Consider the following 22,706-nt stretch of genomic DNA (forward strand, 5'->3'; position numbering starts at 1 on the left):
GGTGAGAGTATGAAGAAAATAAAGATAATAACTATATTTGGAACAAGACCAGAGGCTATAAAAATGGCTCCCTTAGTTAAAAAATTAGAAAAATGTGAATACATAGATTCAAAGGTGTGTGTAACAGCGCAACATAGAGAAATGCTTGATCAAGTTTTGAATTTATTTAATATAAAACCTGAGTATGACTTAGATATTATGAAAGAAAGACAGTCATTAACAGGGGTAACTTCTAGGGTACTTAAAGGGTTAGAAGAAGTGTTTATAGAAGAAAAGCCGGATATGATCTTGGTTCATGGAGATACAACTACAACATTTGCAGGAGCATTAGCTGCTTTTTATCAAAAAATAAAAGTAGGACATGTTGAAGCCGGACTCCGTACCTTTGATAAATATTTTCCATATCCAGAAGAGATGAATAGAAAGTTAACGGGGTCTATTGCAGACATTCATTTTGCACCTACTAATCAATCAAAACAAAATTTATTAAAAGAAGGAATAGATGAAAAATTAATATATATAACAGGAAATACAGTTATTGATGCTATGAATACTACAGTTGAAAAAAACTATAGGTTTAAGACAGAAGAACTTAATAATATAGATTATAAAAATAAAAAAGTAATAATGGTAACTGCACATAGAAGAGAAAATTGGGGTGAAGGCATAGAAAATATATGTAAATCACTTAAATACATAGTTGAAAATAATAAAAATGTAGAAATAGTTTATTTAGTACATTTAAACCCAGTTGTAAAAGATGGTGTAGAAAAACATCTAAAAGGAATAGAAAGAGTGCATTTATTACCTCCACAAGATACAAAGGAAACTCATAATCTAATGAATAAGTGTTATATGGTTATGACTGATTCTGGGGGACTTCAAGAAGAAGCACCACATTTGGGAAAACCTGTTTTAGTGTTAAGAGATGTAACAGAAAGACCGGAAGCTGTAAAAATGGGTACTGTAAAGTTAGTGGGAACAAACTTTAATAGTATAATTGATAGTGCTGAAATTTTAATAAATAATGCAGAAGTTTATAAAAAAATGAGTGAAGCTGTTAATCCATATGGAGATGGGAAAGCTTCAGATAGAATAGTTCAAGCTATACTATGTTATTTTAACTTAAATAATATTGATAAATTAGAAGAATTTTTATTAAGTTAAAATAAGGTGAAAAGAGGGGGAGAAAGATGGAGTTATTTAAAAGTAAGAATACAAATATTGAAAAGATAAAGAGTTTAAATGAAAATATAAAAGAAAATTCTATTAATAAAAAAGTCTGTGTATTTGGACAGGGATTTGTTGGATTACCCTTAGCATTGAGTTTTGCTTTAAGAGGGTGTAGTACTATAGGAGTTGATGTAGATGATATTCTTGTAGCTAATACAAATAAAGGGTTAACGCATCATACAGAAAAGTTTTATGATGTAACTATACAAGACATATTAAAAATACAATTAGAAGAAAAAAGATATAAGGCAACAACAGAGGCGGAAGAGGCAGTTAAAGAATGCAATAACATAATTGTAACTGTAGGTATTCCAATAAAAGATGGTAAATACATAATGGATTATTTAGAAGCTGCTTGTGTGTCTATAGGAAAAAATTTAAAAAAGAAAGATTTGGTGATTATAAGAAGTACAGTTATACCGGGAACTACAGAAGATTTTGTACTTCCCATATTAGAAAAAGAATCGGGAATGAAGGCTGGAAGCGACTTTTATCTTGCTTATGCATCTGAAAGGATTGCAGAAGGAAATGCTTTTGATGAATTTGCAAATATGCCAACATTAGTTGCAGGCATAAATAAAGATAGTTTAGATAGGGCAACTGAGGTATTATCTATAGTTTGTAAAGCAGAAGTAGTGCCTGCTACTTGCATAAAAGCTGTTGAAACGTCTAAAGTATTTGAAAATGTTCAAAGAGATGTAAATATTGCTATGTCTCAAGAATTTGCAAGATTTACAGAGGCTCTTGGCATAGATATATTTGAAGTTATAAAACTTGCGAATACTCATAAAAGAGTTAATCTTTTAACTCCAGGGCCAGGAGTTGGAGGATACTGTATACCAAATGCTTATCATTATATTGCACCAAAAGCTAATGAATTGGCAGTTGATATGGATATATTAAATCTTTCAAGAGAAAAAAATGCACAACTTCCTGAGTTTATAGTTAATAAAACAGAGGAATTATTAAAAGATGTAAATAAAAATTTAAAAGGTTCTAAAATAGCAGTTTTAGGGTTAGCTATGAAGGATTATTCTAACGATGATAGAATAAGCCCACCAATTGATATATGTAAATTATTATTAGAAAGAGGAGCTAATGTTGAGGCCTTTGATCCAGTAGTTCCAACAAGTTATGATTTTAAAGTGGATACACAAGATGAAGCTTTAAAAGGTGCAGATGCAGTGCTTATATTAACAAAGCAACACGCAATAAACTTTAATTATTGTGAGCATATGTCAAACATTATGAAAGATAAACCAGTGTGTATTGATACTAAAGCAGTAATAAGTCAAGTTGAAGCTGAAAAATACGGAATTAGATGTTGGAGAATATAAGAGAGGTATATAATGAAGATAGTACATGTTGTAGAAGCTTTTGGAGGTGGGGTTTATTCTTTTTTAACTGAATTATGTAATGCACTATGTGATAAAAATGGATATGAAATAGTTGTAGTATATTCTGTGAGAGAACAAACTCCTAAAAACTTTAAAAAAGATTTTAGTAAAAAAGTGAAATTTGTACATGTAGATATGTGCAGAGGATTAAATCCTTATAAAAACATAAGATCTTTATTTAAATTAAAAAAAGTATTAGATATTGAAAATCCAGATATAATACATCTACATTCTTCAAAAGCTGGTTTTTTAGGAAGAATAGCAAGTTATATGAATAGATTTAATATGAATAAAGTGTTTTACAATCCACATGGATTTTCATTTTTACAACAGAACGAGTCTAAATTTAAAAGAAAGGTATTTTTAGCATTAGAAAAATATGCTTCTAGATTTGGAGGAAGTATTGTTGGATGTTCTAAAGGTGAATATGAGGAAGCACTAAAAATACAAGAAAATTGTATAAATATAAACAATGGAATAAATACAAAGAAAATAGATGAAATATTAAAATCCATAGATAAAAAGAAAGGTTTAAAAGAAAGTATTACTATAGGTACCATAGGAAGGATATGTTATCAAAAAAATCCTCAACAATTTAATCAAATAGCTGAAAAGTTTCCAAAGTATAATTTTGTATGGATAGGAGATGGAGAATTAAAAAATAAATTAACATCTTCTAATATACAGGTTACTGGATGGATGGAAAGAAAAAAAGTCATAGAAAAGCTACTAGATTTAGATATATATATAATGACTTCGTTGTGGGAGGGATTGCCAATATCATTATTAGAAGCTATGTATTTAGAAAAACCAGTAATTGTTTCAGATGTAATAGGAAATAGAGATGTTATAGAAAGTAATGAAAATGGATATGTTTGCAGTGGAGTAGATGAGTTTATAAAAAAAATAAAGATATTAATTGAAGAAGATTCAAAAAGAGAAGAAATTGGGAAAAGTGCAAGACAAAGTATTTGTAAGTTTTATAATGAAAAAATTATGTTACAAGAATATAAAAAATTATATATGAGTTTAGAAAGTATTGGTGATTAGTTTGAAATACTTATTATTTACATGTAGAAATATTTTTAGTTCTACGGGAGAATATAGTTTAATACATAGACGAGCTATGGCAACTTTTAAAGTTTATAAAAAAAAGATGGATGTTATTGCCTTCCAAACAGAAAATAGGGTTTCTCATTATGATGAAGGATTGTTTAATTATGAATGTTTTAATAAAAAAATTTTTTTGAATTATAAATTGGGCAATATTATAAAAAGATTCTTTAGCGTTAAAAAGGAGCTGATTAATTACTTAAAAGATGAGAAACCAACAACTATAATAGTATCGGGATATTTTATAGGCTTATTTCACAATGTTTTAAAAAGATACATAAAACGAAATAAGTGTAAAATAATTTATGATATGCATGGATGTGTTGAGGAGGCAATAGAATATGTACATCCTAGAATAAAAGTCAAATTCTTGTCAAAAATATATTATTTATTTACTAAGCATCAAGAAAAAAAGCTATTATCAATAAGTAACGGAATATTTATAGTTTCACATGAGATGGAAAAGTATGTAAAAATTAAATATCCTAATATAGCAAATAAATTACAATTTTATTATGTTCCATGTGGAATAGATTCTATTTTTAGAAGTGTAGATGAAAGATTAAATTCTAGAATCAAATGGAGAAAAAAACTTAGTTTAAATAATGATGAAACTGTATTTGTTTATTCAGGTGGAATGTCAAAGTGGCAAAAGATTAACGAGATAATAAACTTATATAATAAATTAAGTAAAGATATACCTAATAGTAGGCTATGTATATTTACAGGTGAAGTAGAAAAGGTAAATAATATTGTTGATCCATTATATAAAGATAAGTATATAATTAAAAGTTTAAAATCTAAAGATGTTATCAATGCTTTAACTGCATGTGATTTTGGAATAATTTTGAGGGATGATAATCTTACTAATAATGTAGCATTTCCTAATAAGGTAAGTGAATATATAGAAGCGGGGTTAAATATTATAATATCGGAATCATTAAGAACACCAAAGGAGATAGTTACTAAATACAACCTAGGTATAGGTATAAAAAATGATTTAAACATAGATAATTTGCAAAGAATGATTAAATGTAGAAAAGATAGTTTAGTGTATATTTACGAGTTATGCAATGAGGTTGTAGAGCAAGAATTAAAGTATGAAAAGTTGATTTGTAAAAGAAATATATTTAATTAAAGGATCGTGATACTTGATGAAAAAAGTCATAATGGCAGAGTATTTTGATTATAATAGCGTATTTAAATTTGGAGCACATCATTATGCAAAGTTATTTGCTGAAAATGGTTATGAGGTATTATGGCTGCTGCCAGTTTATAACTTTATATCTATTTTTAATAATCGTGAAACATATAATATGAGAAAAAGTTACAATAAAAATGAATTTGTAGAAGTTGATCATAATATTTATACGTATTCTCCATATTCTATGGTTATGTACGGAAGTTATCCAATATTGAAAAATAAAATTTTTAATAAATTAAGTTTAAAAATGACTATACCTAAAATAGATAATGTTTTGAAGAAAAGTGGATTTGATAAAGTAGATATACTATGGATTACTAATCCTAAATATTACTATTTAAAAGATATGATTTCTTATAAAAAAATGATACATAGATGCGGTGATGATATGGAAGAATTTAATAAGGGATTTAATAGCTATATAGAATTTGAAAATAAATTAATAAAAGAATCAGATATAACATTTGTGACTTCAAAGAATTTAATGGATAAGAAATCTAAAATAAGAAAGGATTTAACTTATTTACCTAATGGAGTTGATCTAAGTAATTTTATAAGAAATCAATATATATTACCAAAAGAATTTGAAAGTAATAATAATAAAAAATGTATATATGTAGGAGCTATAGATTCATGGTTTGATGTTGATTTAGTTGAGCATTGTGTGAAAAAATTATCGGGAGTAGATTTTTATATTATAGGACCTGAAAAAATTAGTTTGGAACAATTAAAAAAATATAATAATATTCATGTATTAGGTGGCAGAAATTATAAGGATATACCTAATTATTTATATTATAGTGATGTTGCGATTATTCCATTTAAAGTAAATAAATTAACTGATTCGGTGACACCTATAAAATTATATGAATATATGAGTGTTGGATTAAATGTAGTAACAACAAATTTTAAAGAAATGAATTATATTGATAGTCCAGCTTATGTAGCTAATAATTATAATGAATTCTTAAATAATATAAAGATGGCTATATATAATAAAGAAAATGTTCATAAAAATATTTATTTTGCTAAAGAGAATACATGGAATAATAGATTTAAGTTTATAGAAAAAATTCTATAAATGAAGGAGAAAATATGCTACGTGATAAGAAACTGAATTTATTTATAATTTTAGCAATAATTTTATTACCATTTAATGATTTACCATATCTAAGAAAAGTATTTGGTGAAATTTCTAGTGAAGGAGCATTTTATCCATTATTAATTGGGATGTTAATATTTTACTTAAAGATAATTTCAAATAAAAAAATAACATTTATTAATAGTAAAAGTTTTAAAATAATATTTATATTTTTAATTTGGACTTTAATATCAGCAATTTTCAATTTAAATAATATATTGGACAATGTTTATAAAAATAGAACTGGAGTAGAAAGATTTATTTTGAGTTTATTTATATTAATATTTTGTATTTTAGTTTCAAATTTTATATATTTAATGCTAAATAAGTACAAAACTGATATGTTTTATATAAGAAAAATTATTACAATATCATTTATTATACCAGGAATATATGCTTTTATAGAAATTTTAAGATTAGGATTTAGAATAGATTATATAAGTAATTATATGGACTTTATTGGAGAGATAATAAGAGGCAAAGAATGGGGGTTTTCCCAGTATTATAAATTAAGATCTGTTTCTGGAGAGGCATCTTGGTATTCTATGTATATAGCATTTATTTTCCCATGGACTTTAAGTTATGTGTTTACTGAAAAACATAATTTAAAGTACATTTTATTAAATATATATATATTGCTCACAATAGCGTATACGTATTCTAGAACAGGATATATAGTTATTGCAATTGAATTTATAATATTTAATGTATTATATTTAAAACAACATTCAAAATCTATTTATAAAAAAATATATGCAACTCATAGTATAATTTTGATATCAATATTTATAATAATTTTAGTTATATATAAATTGGATTTAAGTAATAATTTAATATCTTTACTAGACAAAAATAATATATCTAATATTACTAGGTTTACTTCACAAAAAATTTCTTTAGATTTAGGAATTAATAATTTTGTGTTTGGTGTGGGATTGGGACAATATGCATTTTATTTTAAAGATATTATAAAAAATTATCCTATAAATGATGAGTTATATACTGTTTTAATATCGAATATTTGGCCGGCAACTCACAACATATATTGTAGAATTTTTTGCGAATTAGGTATTATTGGATTGGTGATATGGGGATATATATGGATAAACTTACTGAAAAATATAATTGATATTTTAAAAAAATCGGATAATATTAATAATATTATTTTAATAGTATGTTCAATAGGTGTATTATTGTCCGGATGTAATAAAGATAGTTTTTCATATTTAGAATATTGGATATTAATAGGAATATGCAATTTTTATATAAAAAAGCAAAAATATCAAAAAAATGGAGGGAATAAATGATAAAAAATGTTTTTAAAAAAACTCCCAAAATTATTCAAACACCTTTAAGATATATATATGGTAGTATACCTGATTATGTTATATATGGAAAAACGTTAAGACAAATATATAATTTTTTAAATGAATCTCAATGGTGGGATAAACAAAAACAGAAAGAGTATCAGATCTTACAGTTTCAAAAAATAATAAAACATTCATATGAAACAGTACCTTATTATACAAGTTTATTTAATGAATATGGTATTAATTATAAACAAATACAGGATTTTAGTGATATTAAAAAGATACCTTATTTGACAAAGCAGATAATACAAGATAATTTACAGGATTTAATATCTACTAAGTTTGATAAGAATAAACTTAGTTATGCAACAACAGGGGGGTCCACAGGAATTCCGATGGGATTTTACATTGATCCTAAATATGATAAAGCTAGAGAATGGGCCTTTATAGCACATATGTGGAGTAGAGTAGGATATGATGTAAGAAGAGTCAATAGATGTGTAATTTTAAGAGGTAACGTACCTGATAAAGGTATATATGAATATAAAAATAGAGATTTAATTTTATCATCTTTTAAGTTAACAGAAGAAAACATGGATAAATATATAGATTTAATAGAAAAATTTGACCCTGATTTCATACAAGCCTATCCTTCATCTATAATTATATTATCAAAGTATATAAATGAAACAAATAGAAGAATTAATTGTAAAAATTTAAAATCTATAATATGTGCTTCAGAAAATATTTATAAAAATCAAAGAAAAGATATAGAGAATGCATTTGGGGTTAGAGTTTATAGTTTTTATGGACATACAGAACATGCTTGTATAGGAGGGGAATGTGAAAAAAACAACTACTATCATATACAAAGTGAGTATGGATATATGGAGTTAATAGATGACGATGGAAATGAAGTAACTAATGAAAATGGGTTAGGTGAAGTAGTTGCAACAGGATTTAATAACTATGTAGTTCCATTTATAAGGTACAAAACATGTGATATAGCAGTAAATACAAATGAAAAGTGTTCTTGCGGAAGAAATTATAAGTTAATAAAGAAAATTGATGGGAGAAAACAAGAATATTTTGTAGATTTATATAAAAATAAAGTAACGTTTACCTGGGCTGATTATCCATTATGGCAATGTAAAGATAGAATATGGGCATATCAATACATACAGAATGAGCCTGGTAAAGTTATATTAAATATAAATTTTAAGGACGTTAATGATCTGTATGATTTAAATAAAATAAAGGAAGTGTTTATAAAGTATTATCCACAAATTCATATAGAAGCAAGAAAGGTAGGCTATATAGAAAGAACAAAAAGAGGCAAGTTTAAATATTTAATACAAAATATTTAAGCATAAAGATAAATTATATTTTGGGAGGGCTATTTAATTGGAAAGTGCTTTTAAGTTCATGGCATTTGGAGATTGCTTACTAGAAAATAAATTTATAGATTCACTAAATTTTAAAGATATTTGTAAAATATTAAATACAAATGATTTTATAACATTTAATTTAGAAACTACTGTTTCGGGATTAGAGGGAAAAAAAAGGAATAAAGCATTTAATTTTAAAACTGATTATGATAATTTATATGCATTAAAAAATAGTATAAATTGTCCAATAATTTGTAATATAGCTAACAATCATATTTTTGATTATGGAGAAGAATGCTTTATAGATACTATTGAGAATTTAAACAAGAGTAATATATATTATACAGGGTATTCTTCAAATCTAGATATAGAACAAGGTATTACTTGTGTTAATATTAATAATATTAAAATAGCTTTTATTGGAGCTTATAATGGTGATAATGTATCGGTAAATAATATTGGATTAACACCTATAAAGAATATATACGATAAAGTTATATATGCAAAAAAAATAGCTGATTTAGTAATACTACACTTACATTGGGGGGAAGAATTGTCTTTATGTCAAAGTCCTAGACAAGTTAATATAGCACATAAATTAGTTGATCTAGGGGCAGATATTATAATAGGTCATCACCCACATGTTATACAAGCTATTGAAGAATATAAAGGTTCGTTAATTATTTACTCTTTGGGAAATTTTCAAATTATTACATCGGATATAGATGATAAATATTCTCATATAATACAAGTATTTGTAGATAAGTCGAGAAAAATAAATTATAAATTGATTCCCGTTATCATTAAAAATACGATACCTAATGTATTGAAAAAAATTAATGATGAACATAACAATTATAAAAAAATTGTAAGTTTAAATAAATATTATTTAGAAAATTGTACTTGGATTAATTTTTATTGTGAAGTCGTAGAAAATTTTTTCTCAGATAGTTTTAGTGCGTGGAGGTTAAGAAAATTAAAAAAAGAAAAGAATTTATATTTGAAATTTATTAGATGGTGTATAACTAAGAAAGTAATCACTATGTTTTTTGTGTACTTATTTAATAAGATGTTCAGAATTAAGGAGAAAAATTATGAAAAGATATCATAATTATATGTCTATAGGTATAGTGTATTTATCTAAAGTAATTAATGCCATATTAAGTTTTTTAATTACATATATGGCTACAAAAAATATTTGTGATACTGATTTATTTGGCAAATATTCCTATGTAATTTCTATTTCTGCGTATATATCACTATTTATTGGATTTGGATTTAATGATGCATTAATGAATTTAATTGTAAATAGTGATGATAACTATAAAAATAAGAACTTGTGTGGATTAGGTTATTTAACGAATATAATATTTTCCGTTGTATATTGCATTATTTTTTATGTGTTTGCAGCATATAATAAGGAATTAAAAATAAATTTTTTATTAATATTATTTTCTCATGCTATTATAATAAATGATCTATTAAATAGAATAGTAACTGCATTAAAGAGAGTAAAAATATTGGTTCTCAATAATTTTTTAATTAATATTACTATATGTATTTTATATATTTTATTTAAAACTACGTATATAAATTATTTGATAATTTATTTTTTATGTTACTTTATCTATACAAATATAATTTATTTTTATTATTTAAAGCCTAACTTTAAAGAGATAAAATCTTATATGACATTGTTAATAGATAAAGTAAAAGAGTATGGTTTCCATGTTTATTTAGGAAGAGTGTCAAGTATGGGAGTATATGATTTAGATAAAATTATGATAAAAGTATATTCACAAGTAAAATATGTTGGATTTTATAATTTAGGTTTAAGTTGTATAAATCCTATTACTATGTTTGCTGATTCAATAATGTCTGTATTATTTCGTGATATTGCAAAAAAAAATAAGCTAGATAAAAAGATTATTTATGGAAATATTGTATGGTTAGTTGGAGTAGGAATTTTATTTATATCCATCGGTAAATATATATTTATGCTTATGTTTGGATTAAAGTATAAGTATATATCAGATAACTTTATATGGTTTGCAGTATTAGCTTTTTTTAGAGGATTTTTTATACCATATAATAATTTTTTAGCAGTAAAGGGGTTTGGGAAGTATCTACGAAATACTGCTTTTATATTAACTATATTTAATATAGTGTTTAACTTTCTATTTATACCTAGATATAAAATGATTGGAGCTATTTGGGCTACTATATTAAGCTTAGTGGTAGATGATATAGCTCATGTATATTATTATAAAAAGGCAGTAGATGAGCTAGAAAGTAGTAAAGAAGTAGCTACACTTAAGGAGTAATATAATTTTATGGATATATTATATAAATTTAAAAATCTAACCTTAAAACAAATTTGCACTAAGGTTTTAAAAAAGATAATAAATAAATCTACTAATACTTTATTAAAACAAAAAGATTTAAATAAAGAAACTAGAACTACAGATAAGAATGTATCAATAAATAATACATACTTATTGGTCAATTCCGTAATAAAACATTATAATCATTTAAATAGTCTAAGAAGTTTATGCAATAAATACCTATCTCATGAATTTGACTTACTAGGTAGTGGATTTATTAAAGTAGACTATAAATTAAATTCTATAGGTGTGCTAGATAAAAATTATTCTATGTCACTTAACATAGATGATTTTAAAGAAAACATGGATTGGCTTAACAAAGTATTGTTGCCATTACATATAACTTATTCAAAAGAAATATTAAAATTAGTAGGTAAAGAGTATGAGTACATAGATTGGCAATTGGATTTTAAAAGTGGGTATAGATATAGTGCTAAGAGATGGTATAAAGATCAACCCATCGGAAAAGATTTAGGAGTAGATATAAAAGTTCCATGGGAATTATCTAGAATGCAACATCTTCCACAGATGGCTATAGGTGCAGTTAATTTTAAGGACTTAAAAGATAAGTTAATTAAAGAATTTAAAAATCAAGTTCTTGATTTTATAGCAATGAATCCACCACGGATGGGATGTAACTGGACATGTACTATGGATGTAGCTATTAGAGTATCAAATATGCTTTTAGCTTATGATATATTTTCTCAAATAGATGAAAATAATATATTAGGAGAAGAATTTAAAAGCATTTTTACAAATAGTGTTTATGATCACGGAAAGTTTATAGTAAATAATTTAGAATGGTATGAAAAAATTAGAGGAAATCACTATTTATCTGATATTTGTGGATTATTATTTGTTTCAGCTTACTTAGATGGAAATGAAGAAACGGATTCATGGCTTGTATTTTCAGTTCAAGAAATTATTAATGAGATGAATTATCAATTTTATGAAGATGGAAGTAATTTTGAAGCTTCAACAAGTTATCATAGATTAAGTGGGGAGCTTATGGTATATAGTACGGCTCTTATATATGGAATATTAAATACTGATAAAAAATATGCTTTAAAAAATTACAATCATAAATTAATAAAGAGATTATTATCATTTGAAAAGCAACTATATAATTTAGAAAATAAAGAATTTTTTCCGAAGTGGTATTTAGAAAGATTGTATAAGGCTGCAAAATTTACAAAAGACATTACTAAAGAAAATAATGATATACCTCAAATAGGTGACAATGATAGTGGTAGATTTTTTAAATTTACACCTGTAGGAGAATTTTTAAGTTTAAGAGAATTAAAAAATAAATACTTAAATTTAAAAAATTACAATGGTATAGATGGAGAAAATAAGTATTGGGATGAACATATATTAAACCAAGAGAGTTTTATTGCAGCAGTAGGAGGACTTTTTTCAAGTAATGAATTTGAAGAATACTATAATAAGTATCCAATAGAATATAATATAGTTAAGTCTTTATCAAAAGGGATATCTATAGATTTTCAAGTAGAGGAACATAGTAAGTTAAACTTATATAAAGGCAGTATACCTAAGTTAGATTATGTTAAAGTTAAAGAAATAAATTTCAAAGAATATAATAATGATTGTATAGACATAAGTAAATTAAAAAGTATATATTATCCTAACTTTGGGTTATACTTATACAAATCAAAAGAGTTTTATTTATGTATTATGGCTGGGGAAAACGGACAATGTGGTAATGGAGGACATGCTCATAATGATAAACTTTCTTTTGAACTAAATTTAGGAGGAAAAGACATTATAGTTGATCCAGGAACGTATCTTTATACACCTTTTCCTAAAAAAAGGGATAAGTTTAGAAGTATAAAAGTTCATAATGTACCTATAATTAAGGAAGAGGAACAAAATACCTTTATTAATGCATTTTCTATGAAAAATGAAACTAAGTGCTATGTATTGGACTATAGTTCTAATAGTGTAAAGCTATATCTTATTTATAGAGATGTTCATATAGTAAGAGAATTTAATATATTATCAGATAAGCTTGTAATAAAAGACTCTTGCAATTACGATTTTTATCAAAACTTTAACTATGGCAAAATATATTCTAATGGATACGGAAAACTTGTTAAGAAGTAAGTGATTTAATTAATAGGAAATAAATACAAAACGGAGGTAATCAATATGTCAACACTAATTTGTGGAGGAGCTGGTTACATAGGAAGTCATACAGTAGCAGAACTTTTACAAAATGGACAAGATATAGTAGTTTTAGATAACCTAGAAAAAGGGCATAGAGAAGCAGTTCTAGGTGGTAAGTTTTATGAAGGGGATTTAAGAGATAGTAAAATACTAGACAGAGTATTTACTGAAAACAATATAGATTCAGTTATAGATTTTGCTGCTTATTCTTTAGTGGGAGAAAGCGTTGAAGAACCACTAAAATATTTTGAGAATAATATAGGATCTGTTATAAATTTATTAGATGTTATGAAAAGACACGGGGTTAAGAATATAGTATTTTCATCAACAGCAGCAACTTATGGAGAACCTGAAAATACTCCTATACTAGAAAGTGATAAAACATTTCCGACTAATCCTTATGGGGAGTCAAAGCTTGCAGTAGAAAAGATATTAAAATGGTGTGATAAAGCATATGGAATAAAGTATACTGCTTTGAGATATTTCAATGCAGCAGGTGCTCATATAAGTGGAGAAATAGGAGAAAATCATAATCCAGAAACTCATTTAATTCCAATAATACTTCAAGTAGCATCAGGAAAAAGGGAAAAAATAATGATTTTTGGAGAGGATTATCCAACAGAAGACGGAACATGCATTAGAGATTATATACATGTAACAGATCTTGCAAATGCTCATATACTTGCCCTAGAGAGATTAAAGAAAGGCAAAGAAAGTGCAACATATAATTTGGGAAACGGAAAAGGATTTTCTGTTAAAGAAGTTGTAGAAGTGGCACGAAAAGTTACTGGATGTAATATAAAAGCTGAAATAGCAGAAAGAAGAGCAGGTGATCCAGCTATATTAATAGCTTCTAGTGATAAAGCTAAAAAAGAATTAGGATGGAATCCTAAATACAATTCATTAGAAACTATAATAGAAACAGCCTGGAATTGGCACAAAAAATTTAAATAAAAGAGAAAATATTTATGAGTGAAAAAATGCGCAAAATTTTATTATGGTTAACTGTTATTATGTGGATGGGACTTATTTTTAAGTTTTCATCTCAGCCAGCAGTCCAGTCAAATAAACTTAGCACAAAAGTAACAAGTATTAATGTGAAAGCCATAGAAAAAGTAAAACCAAATACTAAATTTAATATTATAGAATTTCATCATATGGTAAGAAAGAATGCTCATTTCTTTATTTATTTAGTTCTTGGAATATTAACTTTAAGTGCTTTAAGAAAAAGTGGAGTAAAGGGATATAAAGGCATAATTTTTGCATTACTCATTTGTTTTATTTATGCAATAAGTGATGAAATACATCAAACTTTTGTACCAGGTAGAAGTGGAATGGTTAAGGATGTTTTCATTGACACTGCTGGAGCTACTGTAGGAATTTTAGGATATATAATATCTAAATATGAAAAATAATCCTCCTAAGATAGAACTAATTGTATAGTTTTATCTTAGGAGGAATTATTTTTATAATTTTAGTGAAGTTATTTAGAATTTTAGTTATAATAATGGAATAAGATAAAAATATAATAAATTACAAGAGGGATGGTGAATTTATGAAACATAAAAAACCAATGGTAATAATTTCAGCACTAATATTAATAATAGGAATATGTTCTTATATGTTATTTTCAAAAAATGGATATAAAGAGTATACAAGTGGAGAGTCCTTTGCAAATCTAATAGATATTCTTCTAGAAACATCTAAGGGTAAAGATTCTTTAGAAATAAATGAGGAAAGTTTAAATTCAATAGTATCAAGTTATTTAAATCAAGGAATAAAAAAAGGTAACATAACTCTAAAAGGTTTCAATGCGAATATATCTAAAGATAAAATAAAGATGTTAGTTCCGGTTAAGTATAAATCTTTGCCTTTTATGTTATCAACTGAAGGAAAAATTCAATTGAAAGATTCTAAATTAATATATGTGCCAGAAGATTTTAAGGTAGGTAAAATTTCTATTTCAAAAGAAAAAGTTTTAAGCTACCTAAAGAAAATGAATAACAATAAATTAAATATTGAAGATGATAAGTTAATAATTAATGCTAATTTATTTTCAAAAAAAGTTAGAATTACTAATATAGAAAACGGTAAGTTTGTGGGTAAGATAAATGATAGTGGAAAGAAGATGGCAGGTAGAATAGATAAGGCTGTAAAAAAGTTTGAAAGTAAGGATATGGAAAAGAAAATAGAAGAAAAATTAAATAGCAAAGATTCAAAGTCAATAGAAAGCAAAATCAATGAAAAGGCATCTAGTGCAAAATTAAATAGTAAGGCTAGTAATAAGTCAAATAATTCTTCAAGTAGAAGTGATAATAGCAGATCTTCATTAGGAGCAAAAGAAAGTCAAATGATTTCTATAATGAATAGTACTATTTCAAAGTTAGATGCAAATATTTCTTATAATTATTGGCCAGATGTAGAAAAGGTAATGGAAATATATGATTCGTTACCTCCAAAAGAAAAGGCAAAATTTAAAAATCAGGTTTTTAATTATGTAGATGTAGCCAAGGCAAAAGAGATAAAACATAGATTAGGAAAATAAAAATGAGAACATTCATCCAAGAATGTTCTCAGGCTGTTGATAAACATAATTTGTCAACAGCCTTTTTACATTTATTACAAAAAGGATTTTTAGTGTTTATGTAGAATATATATTTTAGAACAATAAATCTTTTAGCCCGTTAGGGCTCATACGGAGGAAAAATGCTTACTAATAATGAAAGAAAACAAAATCAATTAGAACTGGTTTATATAGAAAATTTAGTACCTGAAAATCACATACTTAGAAAGATAGATAAATACATAGACTTTTCATTTATAAGAGATTTAACTAAGGATTTATATTGTCCTGATAATGGAAGACCTTCAGTAGATCCAGTTGTATTATTTAAAATGCTTTTTATAGGATACCTATTCGGTATACGTTCAGAGCGTCAGCTTGTAAAAGAAATCCAGGTAAATGTAGCTTACAGATGGTTTTTAGGATATGGACTTACTGATAAAATACCAAGTCATTCCACTATAAGCCAGAATAGAACAAAAAGATTTAGTAATACAAATATACATCAAGAAATATTTGATAATATTGTATTTCAAGCTATTAATAGAAACTTGGTTGATGGGAAAATTCTATATACTGATTCTACTCACTTAAAAGCTAACGCTAATAAACATAAATTTATTAAAAAAGAAATAACTAAATCCACAAAGGAATACTTTGATGAATTAGAGAATGACATTAATAAAGATAGAATTAATCATAATAAAAAGCCTCTAAAAAAAAAGACTAAAATAGCTGAAACTAAGGAAATAAAAGTAAGTACAACTGATCCAGACAGTGGATATATGGTTAGAGATGGAAAACCTAAAGGCTTTTTTTATTTAGATCATAGAACTGTTGACGGAAAGTATAATATTATAACAGACGTTCATGTTACTCCCGGGAATATAAACGATGTAGATCCTTATGTTAAAAGAATAGAAACTCAAATAGAAAAGTTTAATTTTAATACAAAATATTTAGTAGCAGATGCCGGATATTCTACGAATCCTATTTGTAAACAAATTTCAGACAAAAATTATCAAGGTGTTTTTGGGTTCCGTTTAGGACCCCATGTTAAAGGAAAATATACAAAATATAGATTTCAGTATGTTAAAGAATTAGATGGATATGTGTGTATTAATAATTGCTTTTTAAAATATAGAACTACTACGAGGGAAGGTTATAAAGAATATTTAAGTAATGCGGAGCATTGTGCTTATTGCAAATATAAAAATAATTGCTTAACATCTGATAAATCCATTAATAGAACTATACGTCGTCATGTTTGGGAAGACTATAAAGATCAAATTTTTAGATTTACTAAAACAGAAAAAGGTAAAAGTATTTACAAACGACGTAAAGAAAAGATTGAGCGTAGCTTTGCTGATTCAAAAGAATTACATGGGCTACGTTATTGTCGCATGCGAGGAATTAAAAATGTTTCTGAGCAGTGCCTACTTACAGCGGCAGTTCAGAATATGAAAAAGATAGCCATGGTGCTATCGCATTATTTTTTGTGTACATTAATTCAAATTTATTCCAAATTAACATACATAATAAATATTTTTCGAATGCTATCGCATAAAAGAATTTTGGCGTAAACAAAAGCCCCCAATTGTTGGGGGCTTTTTGAACAATCTGAGAACATTCATCCAAGAATGTTCTCATTTTTATTTATTAATAGTATCCTCTATTGACTTTAGATATTTTAAGAAAGGCTCTTTTATATCATCTCTTTTAAGTGCAAATTCTACAGTAGCTTGAAGAAATCCTAGTTTATCACCAACATCATATCTTCTTCCTTCAAAACAATATGAATACATAGCTTGATTTTGAATTAATATACCAAGAGCATCAGTAAGTTGAATTTCTCCACCTTTTCCAGGAGGAGTGTTTTCTAAAATATCAAAAATATCAGGTGTTATTATGTATCTTCCAAGAATAGCTATATCTGATGGCGCTTCCTCAATAGATGGTTTTTCAACTAAACCTTTAACTTTATATACTCTATCTTCTATATGAATGCCATCAACTATTCCATATTTACATACATTTTCCTTAGGCACTTTTTGAACACCGAGAATACTTGTTTTATATTCATTGTAACAATTTATAAGTTGTTTTAAACAAGGTACTTCACTATCTACAACGTCATCTCCAAGCATAACAGCAAAAGGCTCATTTCCTACAAAGGTTTTAGCGCAACTAATAGCATGTCCAAGTCCTTTTGGTTCCTTTTGTCTTATGTAATGAATATCAACCATATTAGAAATACCTCTTACCATTTCAAGTAATTCAGTTTTATTGGTGTTTTCAAGTTGTAATTCAAGTTCTATAGATTTATCAAAGTGATCTTCTATAGCTCTTTTATTTCTACCTGTTATAATCAATATTTCTTCTATTCCAGAAGCAACAGCTTCTTCGATTATGTATTGAATAGTAGGTTTATCTACTATAGGTAGCATTTCCTTTGGTTGAGCTTTAGTTGCAGGTAAAAATCTAGTACCAAGGCCTGCTGCCGGAATTATTGCTTTTTTTACATTCAATGTCAAACACCGCCTTTTTATGGATATTTAAGTACTATTATACCATTTTTAGAATGAATTCTCCATTACAAGAATAATATTTATAAGTACATAAAATATTGTATTTGTATTAAAATAGTGTATTTTATAAAAATTTATATTTTTAGTGGGAAATCATTGGTGGAGGTACATGGGATTAAATTAAGTTTCATTATAATTTCCCATAATTTAGATAAAGTTTTTTTTGTGTAATCGATAATAAATTAATAAATTTCAATACAATTGGGAGGAAAGTATTAGATGAATAAAAAACTATTAAAAGTAATATCTATTGGAGCTATATTGGGTAGCATGATGCAGATTGGTATGCCACTAAGTGCTGAAGCTGCTATAGATTCATATATAATTAAAATTTCAAAAGAAATATATTCCTATAATAAAATTGAATTAGTTGATGATTTTTTACAGTATAAACTCGGAAACAAAGCTGAACTGTATAGTGATTTTTCAATAAAATTAAGAATGTCAAATGGTTTCTATGCTTTTCATAATAAAAAAAGAGGATACATAAAATATGAGGATATAGAAAACAATTATTTAAAGTCTAAAGAAAGTAATACTAAATTTAATGTTGAAAAGTATACTGAATCTAAAGAAAGTAAAATAATAGAAGTTAATTGGACTAAAAAGGCTATAGTAACTGTGGAGGGAAATGTTAAGTATATTACTCCAGAATCTATTACTGATAGTATTAAAGAAAATCAAAATCAAAATGTATTAGAGGATAAGGATAATTCAAGTGTAAAAGATAATAATATAGAAAAAATCGATGAAAACAATGAAAAATCTAGTATATTAGCTGAAGAAAATGGAAGTCATAAATATACTGCTACTAAAAGACATAAGAAAAAGCATAATTCTAGAAATAGAGAAAAAGAAAATCAAGCAAAAATACAAAAGGAAGAAGAAGCAAGACAATTAAAACTCCAAGAGAAAGCTAGAGCAAGAGAAGAGCAAAAGAAAAAAGAAGAAGCAGAAAAGTTAAAACAACAACAAGAAGTAGAGAAACAAGAAAAGTTAAAGAAAGAGCAAGAAGAAAAGGATAGATTAGCAAAAATAGAGGCAGAAAGACAAGCACAATTAAAGAAAGAAAAAGAAGCAAGAGAAGCAAAAGAAAGAGAAGAAGCACTAAAAAGACAGCAAGAAGAAGAAAAGAATAAAATAGAAAAAGAAAATCAAGCAAAAGTACAAAAGGAAGAAGAAGCAAGACAATTAAAACTCCAAGAGAAAGCTAGAGGAAGAGAAGAGCAAAAGAAAAAAGAAGAAGCAGAAAAGTTAAAACAACAACAAGAAGTAGAGAAACAAGAAAAGTTAAAGAAAGAGCAAGAAGAAAAGGATAGATTAGCAAAAATAGAGGCAGAAAGACAAGCACAATTAAAGAAAGAAAAAGAAGCAAGAGAAGCAAAAGAAAGAGAAGAAGCATTAAAAAGACAACAAGAACAAGAAAAGCAAAGAATTAAAGATGAAAATAATAGATTGATAGAAGAAGCAAAAAATAACTTGAATCTTGGAGATCTAGCTAATGTAAAGGCTAATTTAACATTATCAACAGAAGACTCCAATGGAGTTAAGATTTCATGGAAGTCTAATGATGAAGCAACAATAAAAAGTGATGGAACAGTTACAAGACCAAGTGCAGATAGTGAAGACAAAAATGTTAAATTAGTTGCAACATTTACTAAAGGTGAAGAGGTATCAACTAAAGAATTTGAAGCTATAGTAAAGGCACAAGAAAAACCTAAAGTAAAAACAGAAGAAGAAATAGTTGAATTATTAAAAGAAGATAAGCCAATAGAGTTTAAAAAGCCAGAAAACTTTGATATAGCTATAAAAGAATCTTTAAATCAATTAAAACCGAGTTTTGAAGCGGTTGTACCTTATTCTGAGTATAACAAATATAATTTTAATAATTACAATAATATTATGGTTCAATTAGGTGGAAATGATTATGGCAAGCCTGGAGTTCAAACAAGTGGTGGAACTGTAATTGATGGAAAAGTAAAAATGACAGTTAAATTTAATTATAGAAGGGATATAGATGAAGTAAAAAGACAAAAAAAGGCTACAGAAGAAGTTGTTAAAAAAATAGTTAAAGAAGTTATAAAACCAGGCATGAGTGATGTAGAGAAGGAATTAGCATTACATGACTATGTAGTTAAACATGCTGATTATAATATGGCTGGACTTAATAAGAATCCAGCAGATTTAGAAGATCATAGTGCTTATGGTGTACTAGTTTTAGGAAAAGGTGTATGTGAAAGTTATGCAAAAGCAATGCATTTATTATTAAATGAAGTTGGAATAGAGTGCAAGTATGCAACAGGATATAAAAGGAATCCTAATGGAGGTAAAGGTGGTGGACATGCTTGGAATATGGTTAAGCTCGATAATGAGTGGTATAACTTAGATGCAACATGGGATGATCCAGTTTCAGATAGAGTAGGAAGAAGTGACAATGAAGCTATAGTATCTCCTGTTATTCATACATACTTTAATGTACCTGATTCAGTATTTAATAAAGATCATATAAGAGGAGATTTTGAACAAAATAATTACCCAGTAGCTAATGGAACTAAATATTCCTATGACAATCTCGATGTAGATGAATTTATGAATGATGGAACAAAAGTACCTAAAGTAACAAGTAGAGATGAACTTATAAGAGTATTTAAAGAAGTAATGAAAAATAGAAAAACTGAAGTGTATGTAAGATTTAAAGGATTTTCTATGACCCAACAAGATTTAATGAATATGCTAGGAAAAATTTTAGATGGAAATATATATAGCAGTTATGGAGTTAATCCTACAGATTCAAGTCATGCATATTGTGTATTTAAACTAAGATAGGATTTAAGTTTTTTATTTAAAAAGCTATTAGAATAATTTTTCTAATAGCTTTTTGTTATGCTTTTAAAAAATTATTTTTTTAATTAGTTTAGAATTAAAATAATCTACTCTTAGAGTATATAAAAATGTATATCTAAAACGCTCTCTTATAAATATTTAAAACATCTTCCTCAGTTAGTGGAGGATATGTTCCAGTTGTTTTTCCACCATGATTTTCAATGCACATGTGTGCCATTTCAGAAAGTTTATCTTCTTTTATTCCAACTTCTCTTAAGGACATTGGAATTTCAAGTGATTTTATAAAGTTACGAGTACAGTTAATGGCTCCTTTTGCAGTTACATACTTATCTTCATTTAAAGGTAAGTTCCAAACATTTATTCCATAAGTTGCAATATCATCTACAGTATTATCGTTTAATATATATTCCATCCAAACTGGAGTTAATATTCCAAGTCCTACCCCATGAGTAATGTCAAAATATGCACTTAGTTCATGTTCCATAGCGTGAACAGCCCAGTTACTGTCTTTGCCGTATTCAATAAGGTCATTAATTGCAAGACTAGATGCCCACATTAAGTTTGCACGAGCCTCATAGTTTGTAGGTTCATTGAAGGCTATTGGACCATAGTGGAACACTGTCTTTAAAAGTCCTTCAGCAAATCTATCTTGTATAAATGCACCTTTAGTTGGAGAAAAATACACTTCAAATATATGGCTCATAATATCTATAGTTCCAGCAGCAGTTTGATGTTTTGGAACTGTGTAAGTATAAGTTGGATCTAATATAGAAAATCTAGGAGCAGTTTTTGAGCTTCCAGTAGATAGTTTTTGATTTGTTTCAAGGTTACTTATAACAGCGCCTTTATCCATTTCAGAACCTGTTGCAGCAAGGGTCAGAATTGTTGCAAGAGGTAGAGCATCTTTGATTTTAGCTTTTCCAATAAGAAAATCCCATGGATCACTGTCATAGTAATATCCAGCAGCTATGATTTTACTACAATCTATAACACTTCCACCACCAATTGCAAGTATAACATCTATATTGTTTTCCTTACATATACGAACCCCTTCTCTAACACTTGTAATACGAGGATTTGGTTCTACTCCGGAAAGTTCCATATAGCTTAAATCATTTTCTTTTAGTATAGAAATAACATTATCATAAAGTCCACTTCTTTTAATGCTTCCACCACCATAAACTAAAAGCACTTTTTTTCCGTATTTTTTAAGTTCACGTCCAAGAACTTTAATTTGTCCTTCGCCGAAGAAAACTTTAGTAGGTATATCATATTTAAAGTTTAACATTTAAATCCTCCTTAGAAAAATTCTTTTAATAAATTATAACATAAACTTTTGTTTTATATAAAATAA

General features: G+C 26.7%; 17 protein-coding genes. 15 read left to right on the forward strand and 2 right to left on the reverse strand.

The window, feature by feature from the left end:
* Window positions 1-9: 9 nt before the first annotated feature.
* From wecB to NT01CX_RS03330, 14 genes are all read left to right on the forward strand, one after another.
* Window positions 10-1,167 (forward strand): non-hydrolyzing UDP-N-acetylglucosamine 2-epimerase, encoded by a 1,158-nt coding sequence (gene wecB / locus NT01CX_RS03265; RefSeq protein ID WP_011721615.1) that lies wholly within the window; start codon window positions 10-12, stop codon window positions 1,165-1,167.
* 26 nt (window positions 1,168-1,193) lie between these two features.
* Window positions 1,194-2,570, forward strand: a complete 1,377-nt coding sequence (locus NT01CX_RS03270; protein ID WP_011721616.1) for a nucleotide sugar dehydrogenase — start codon at window positions 1,194-1,196, stop codon at window positions 2,568-2,570.
* 12 nt (window positions 2,571-2,582) lie between these two features.
* Complete coding sequence (locus NT01CX_RS03275; protein ID WP_011721617.1) at window positions 2,583-3,680, forward strand: glycosyltransferase family 4 protein; 1,098 nt, start codon at window positions 2,583-2,585, stop codon at window positions 3,678-3,680.
* A gap of 76 nt (window positions 3,681-3,756) precedes the next feature.
* Window positions 3,757-4,881: a glycosyltransferase gene (locus NT01CX_RS03280; protein ID WP_011721618.1), complete on the forward strand. Its 1,125-nt coding sequence runs from the start codon at window positions 3,757-3,759 to the stop codon at window positions 4,879-4,881.
* A gap of 16 nt (window positions 4,882-4,897) precedes the next feature.
* Window positions 4,898-6,028, forward strand: coding sequence for a glycosyltransferase (locus tag NT01CX_RS03285; RefSeq protein WP_011721619.1), 1,131 nt, complete (start codon window positions 4,898-4,900; stop codon window positions 6,026-6,028).
* A gap of 14 nt (window positions 6,029-6,042) precedes the next feature.
* Complete coding sequence (locus tag NT01CX_RS03290; protein ID WP_011721620.1) at window positions 6,043-7,395, forward strand: O-antigen ligase family protein; 1,353 nt, start codon at window positions 6,043-6,045, stop codon at window positions 7,393-7,395.
* Complete coding sequence (locus NT01CX_RS03295) at window positions 7,392-8,765, forward strand: phenylacetate--CoA ligase family protein (protein ID WP_011721621.1); 1,374 nt, start codon at window positions 7,392-7,394, stop codon at window positions 8,763-8,765. Before NT01CX_RS03290 ends, NT01CX_RS03295 begins: the two co-directional genes overlap by 4 nt.
* Window positions 8,766-8,802: 37 nt before the next feature.
* Window positions 8,803-9,897 (forward strand): CapA family protein, encoded by a 1,095-nt coding sequence (locus tag NT01CX_RS03300; protein ID WP_141640008.1) that lies wholly within the window; start codon window positions 8,803-8,805, stop codon window positions 9,895-9,897.
* Window positions 9,881-11,110 (forward strand): oligosaccharide flippase family protein, encoded by a 1,230-nt coding sequence (locus NT01CX_RS03305; protein WP_011721623.1) that lies wholly within the window; start codon window positions 9,881-9,883, stop codon window positions 11,108-11,110. The genes NT01CX_RS03300 and NT01CX_RS03305 overlap by 17 nt, the downstream gene beginning before the upstream one ends.
* 9 nt (window positions 11,111-11,119) lie before the next feature.
* A complete protein-coding gene (locus NT01CX_RS03310) occupies window positions 11,120-13,294 on the forward strand; it encodes a heparinase II/III family protein (RefSeq protein WP_011721624.1) in 2,175 nt (724 codons plus the stop codon).
* 45 nt (window positions 13,295-13,339) lie between these two features.
* Window positions 13,340-14,311 (forward strand): UDP-glucose 4-epimerase GalE, encoded by a 972-nt coding sequence (gene galE, locus NT01CX_RS03315; RefSeq protein WP_011721625.1) that lies wholly within the window; start codon window positions 13,340-13,342, stop codon window positions 14,309-14,311.
* A gap of 14 nt (window positions 14,312-14,325) precedes the next feature.
* Window positions 14,326-14,772, forward strand: a complete 447-nt coding sequence (locus NT01CX_RS03320; RefSeq protein WP_011721626.1) for a VanZ family protein — start codon at window positions 14,326-14,328, stop codon at window positions 14,770-14,772.
* A gap of 140 nt (window positions 14,773-14,912) precedes the next feature.
* Window positions 14,913-15,902, forward strand: a complete 990-nt coding sequence (locus NT01CX_RS03325; protein WP_039243379.1) for a hypothetical protein — start codon at window positions 14,913-14,915, stop codon at window positions 15,900-15,902.
* Between the two features lie 161 nt (window positions 15,903-16,063).
* Window positions 16,064-17,503 carry an IS1182-like element ISCno1 family transposase gene (locus NT01CX_RS03330; RefSeq protein WP_011721628.1) on the forward strand — a complete coding sequence of 480 codons (1,440 nt, stop codon included), beginning with the start codon at window positions 16,064-16,066 and terminating at the stop codon, window positions 17,501-17,503.
* Window positions 17,504-17,572: 69 nt separating this feature from the next.
* Here the strand turns inward: NT01CX_RS03330 and galU are convergent, their stop codons facing one another.
* Window positions 17,573-18,448, reverse strand: coding sequence for a UTP--glucose-1-phosphate uridylyltransferase GalU (galU, locus tag NT01CX_RS03335; RefSeq protein WP_039227378.1), 876 nt, complete (start codon window positions 18,446-18,448; stop codon window positions 17,573-17,575).
* Window positions 18,449-18,727: 279 nt separating this feature from the next.
* Between galU and NT01CX_RS03340 the strand changes: the two genes are divergently transcribed.
* Complete coding sequence (locus NT01CX_RS03340; RefSeq protein ID WP_011721630.1) at window positions 18,728-21,334, forward strand: immunoglobulin-like domain-containing protein; 2,607 nt, start codon at window positions 18,728-18,730, stop codon at window positions 21,332-21,334.
* A 133-nt stretch (window positions 21,335-21,467) separates the two neighbouring features.
* Here NT01CX_RS03340 and NT01CX_RS03345 read toward each other — a convergent pair whose 3' ends face one another.
* On the reverse strand, window positions 21,468-22,640 hold the full coding sequence (locus NT01CX_RS03345; protein WP_011721631.1) for an iron-containing alcohol dehydrogenase: 1,173 nt from the start codon (window positions 22,638-22,640) through the stop codon (window positions 21,468-21,470).
* Window positions 22,641-22,706 lie beyond the last annotated feature (66 nt).

The sequence above is a fragment of the Clostridium novyi NT genome (assembly GCF_000014125.1).
Classification (GTDB): Bacteria; Bacillota; Clostridia; order Clostridiales; family Clostridiaceae; genus Clostridium_H; species Clostridium_H novyi.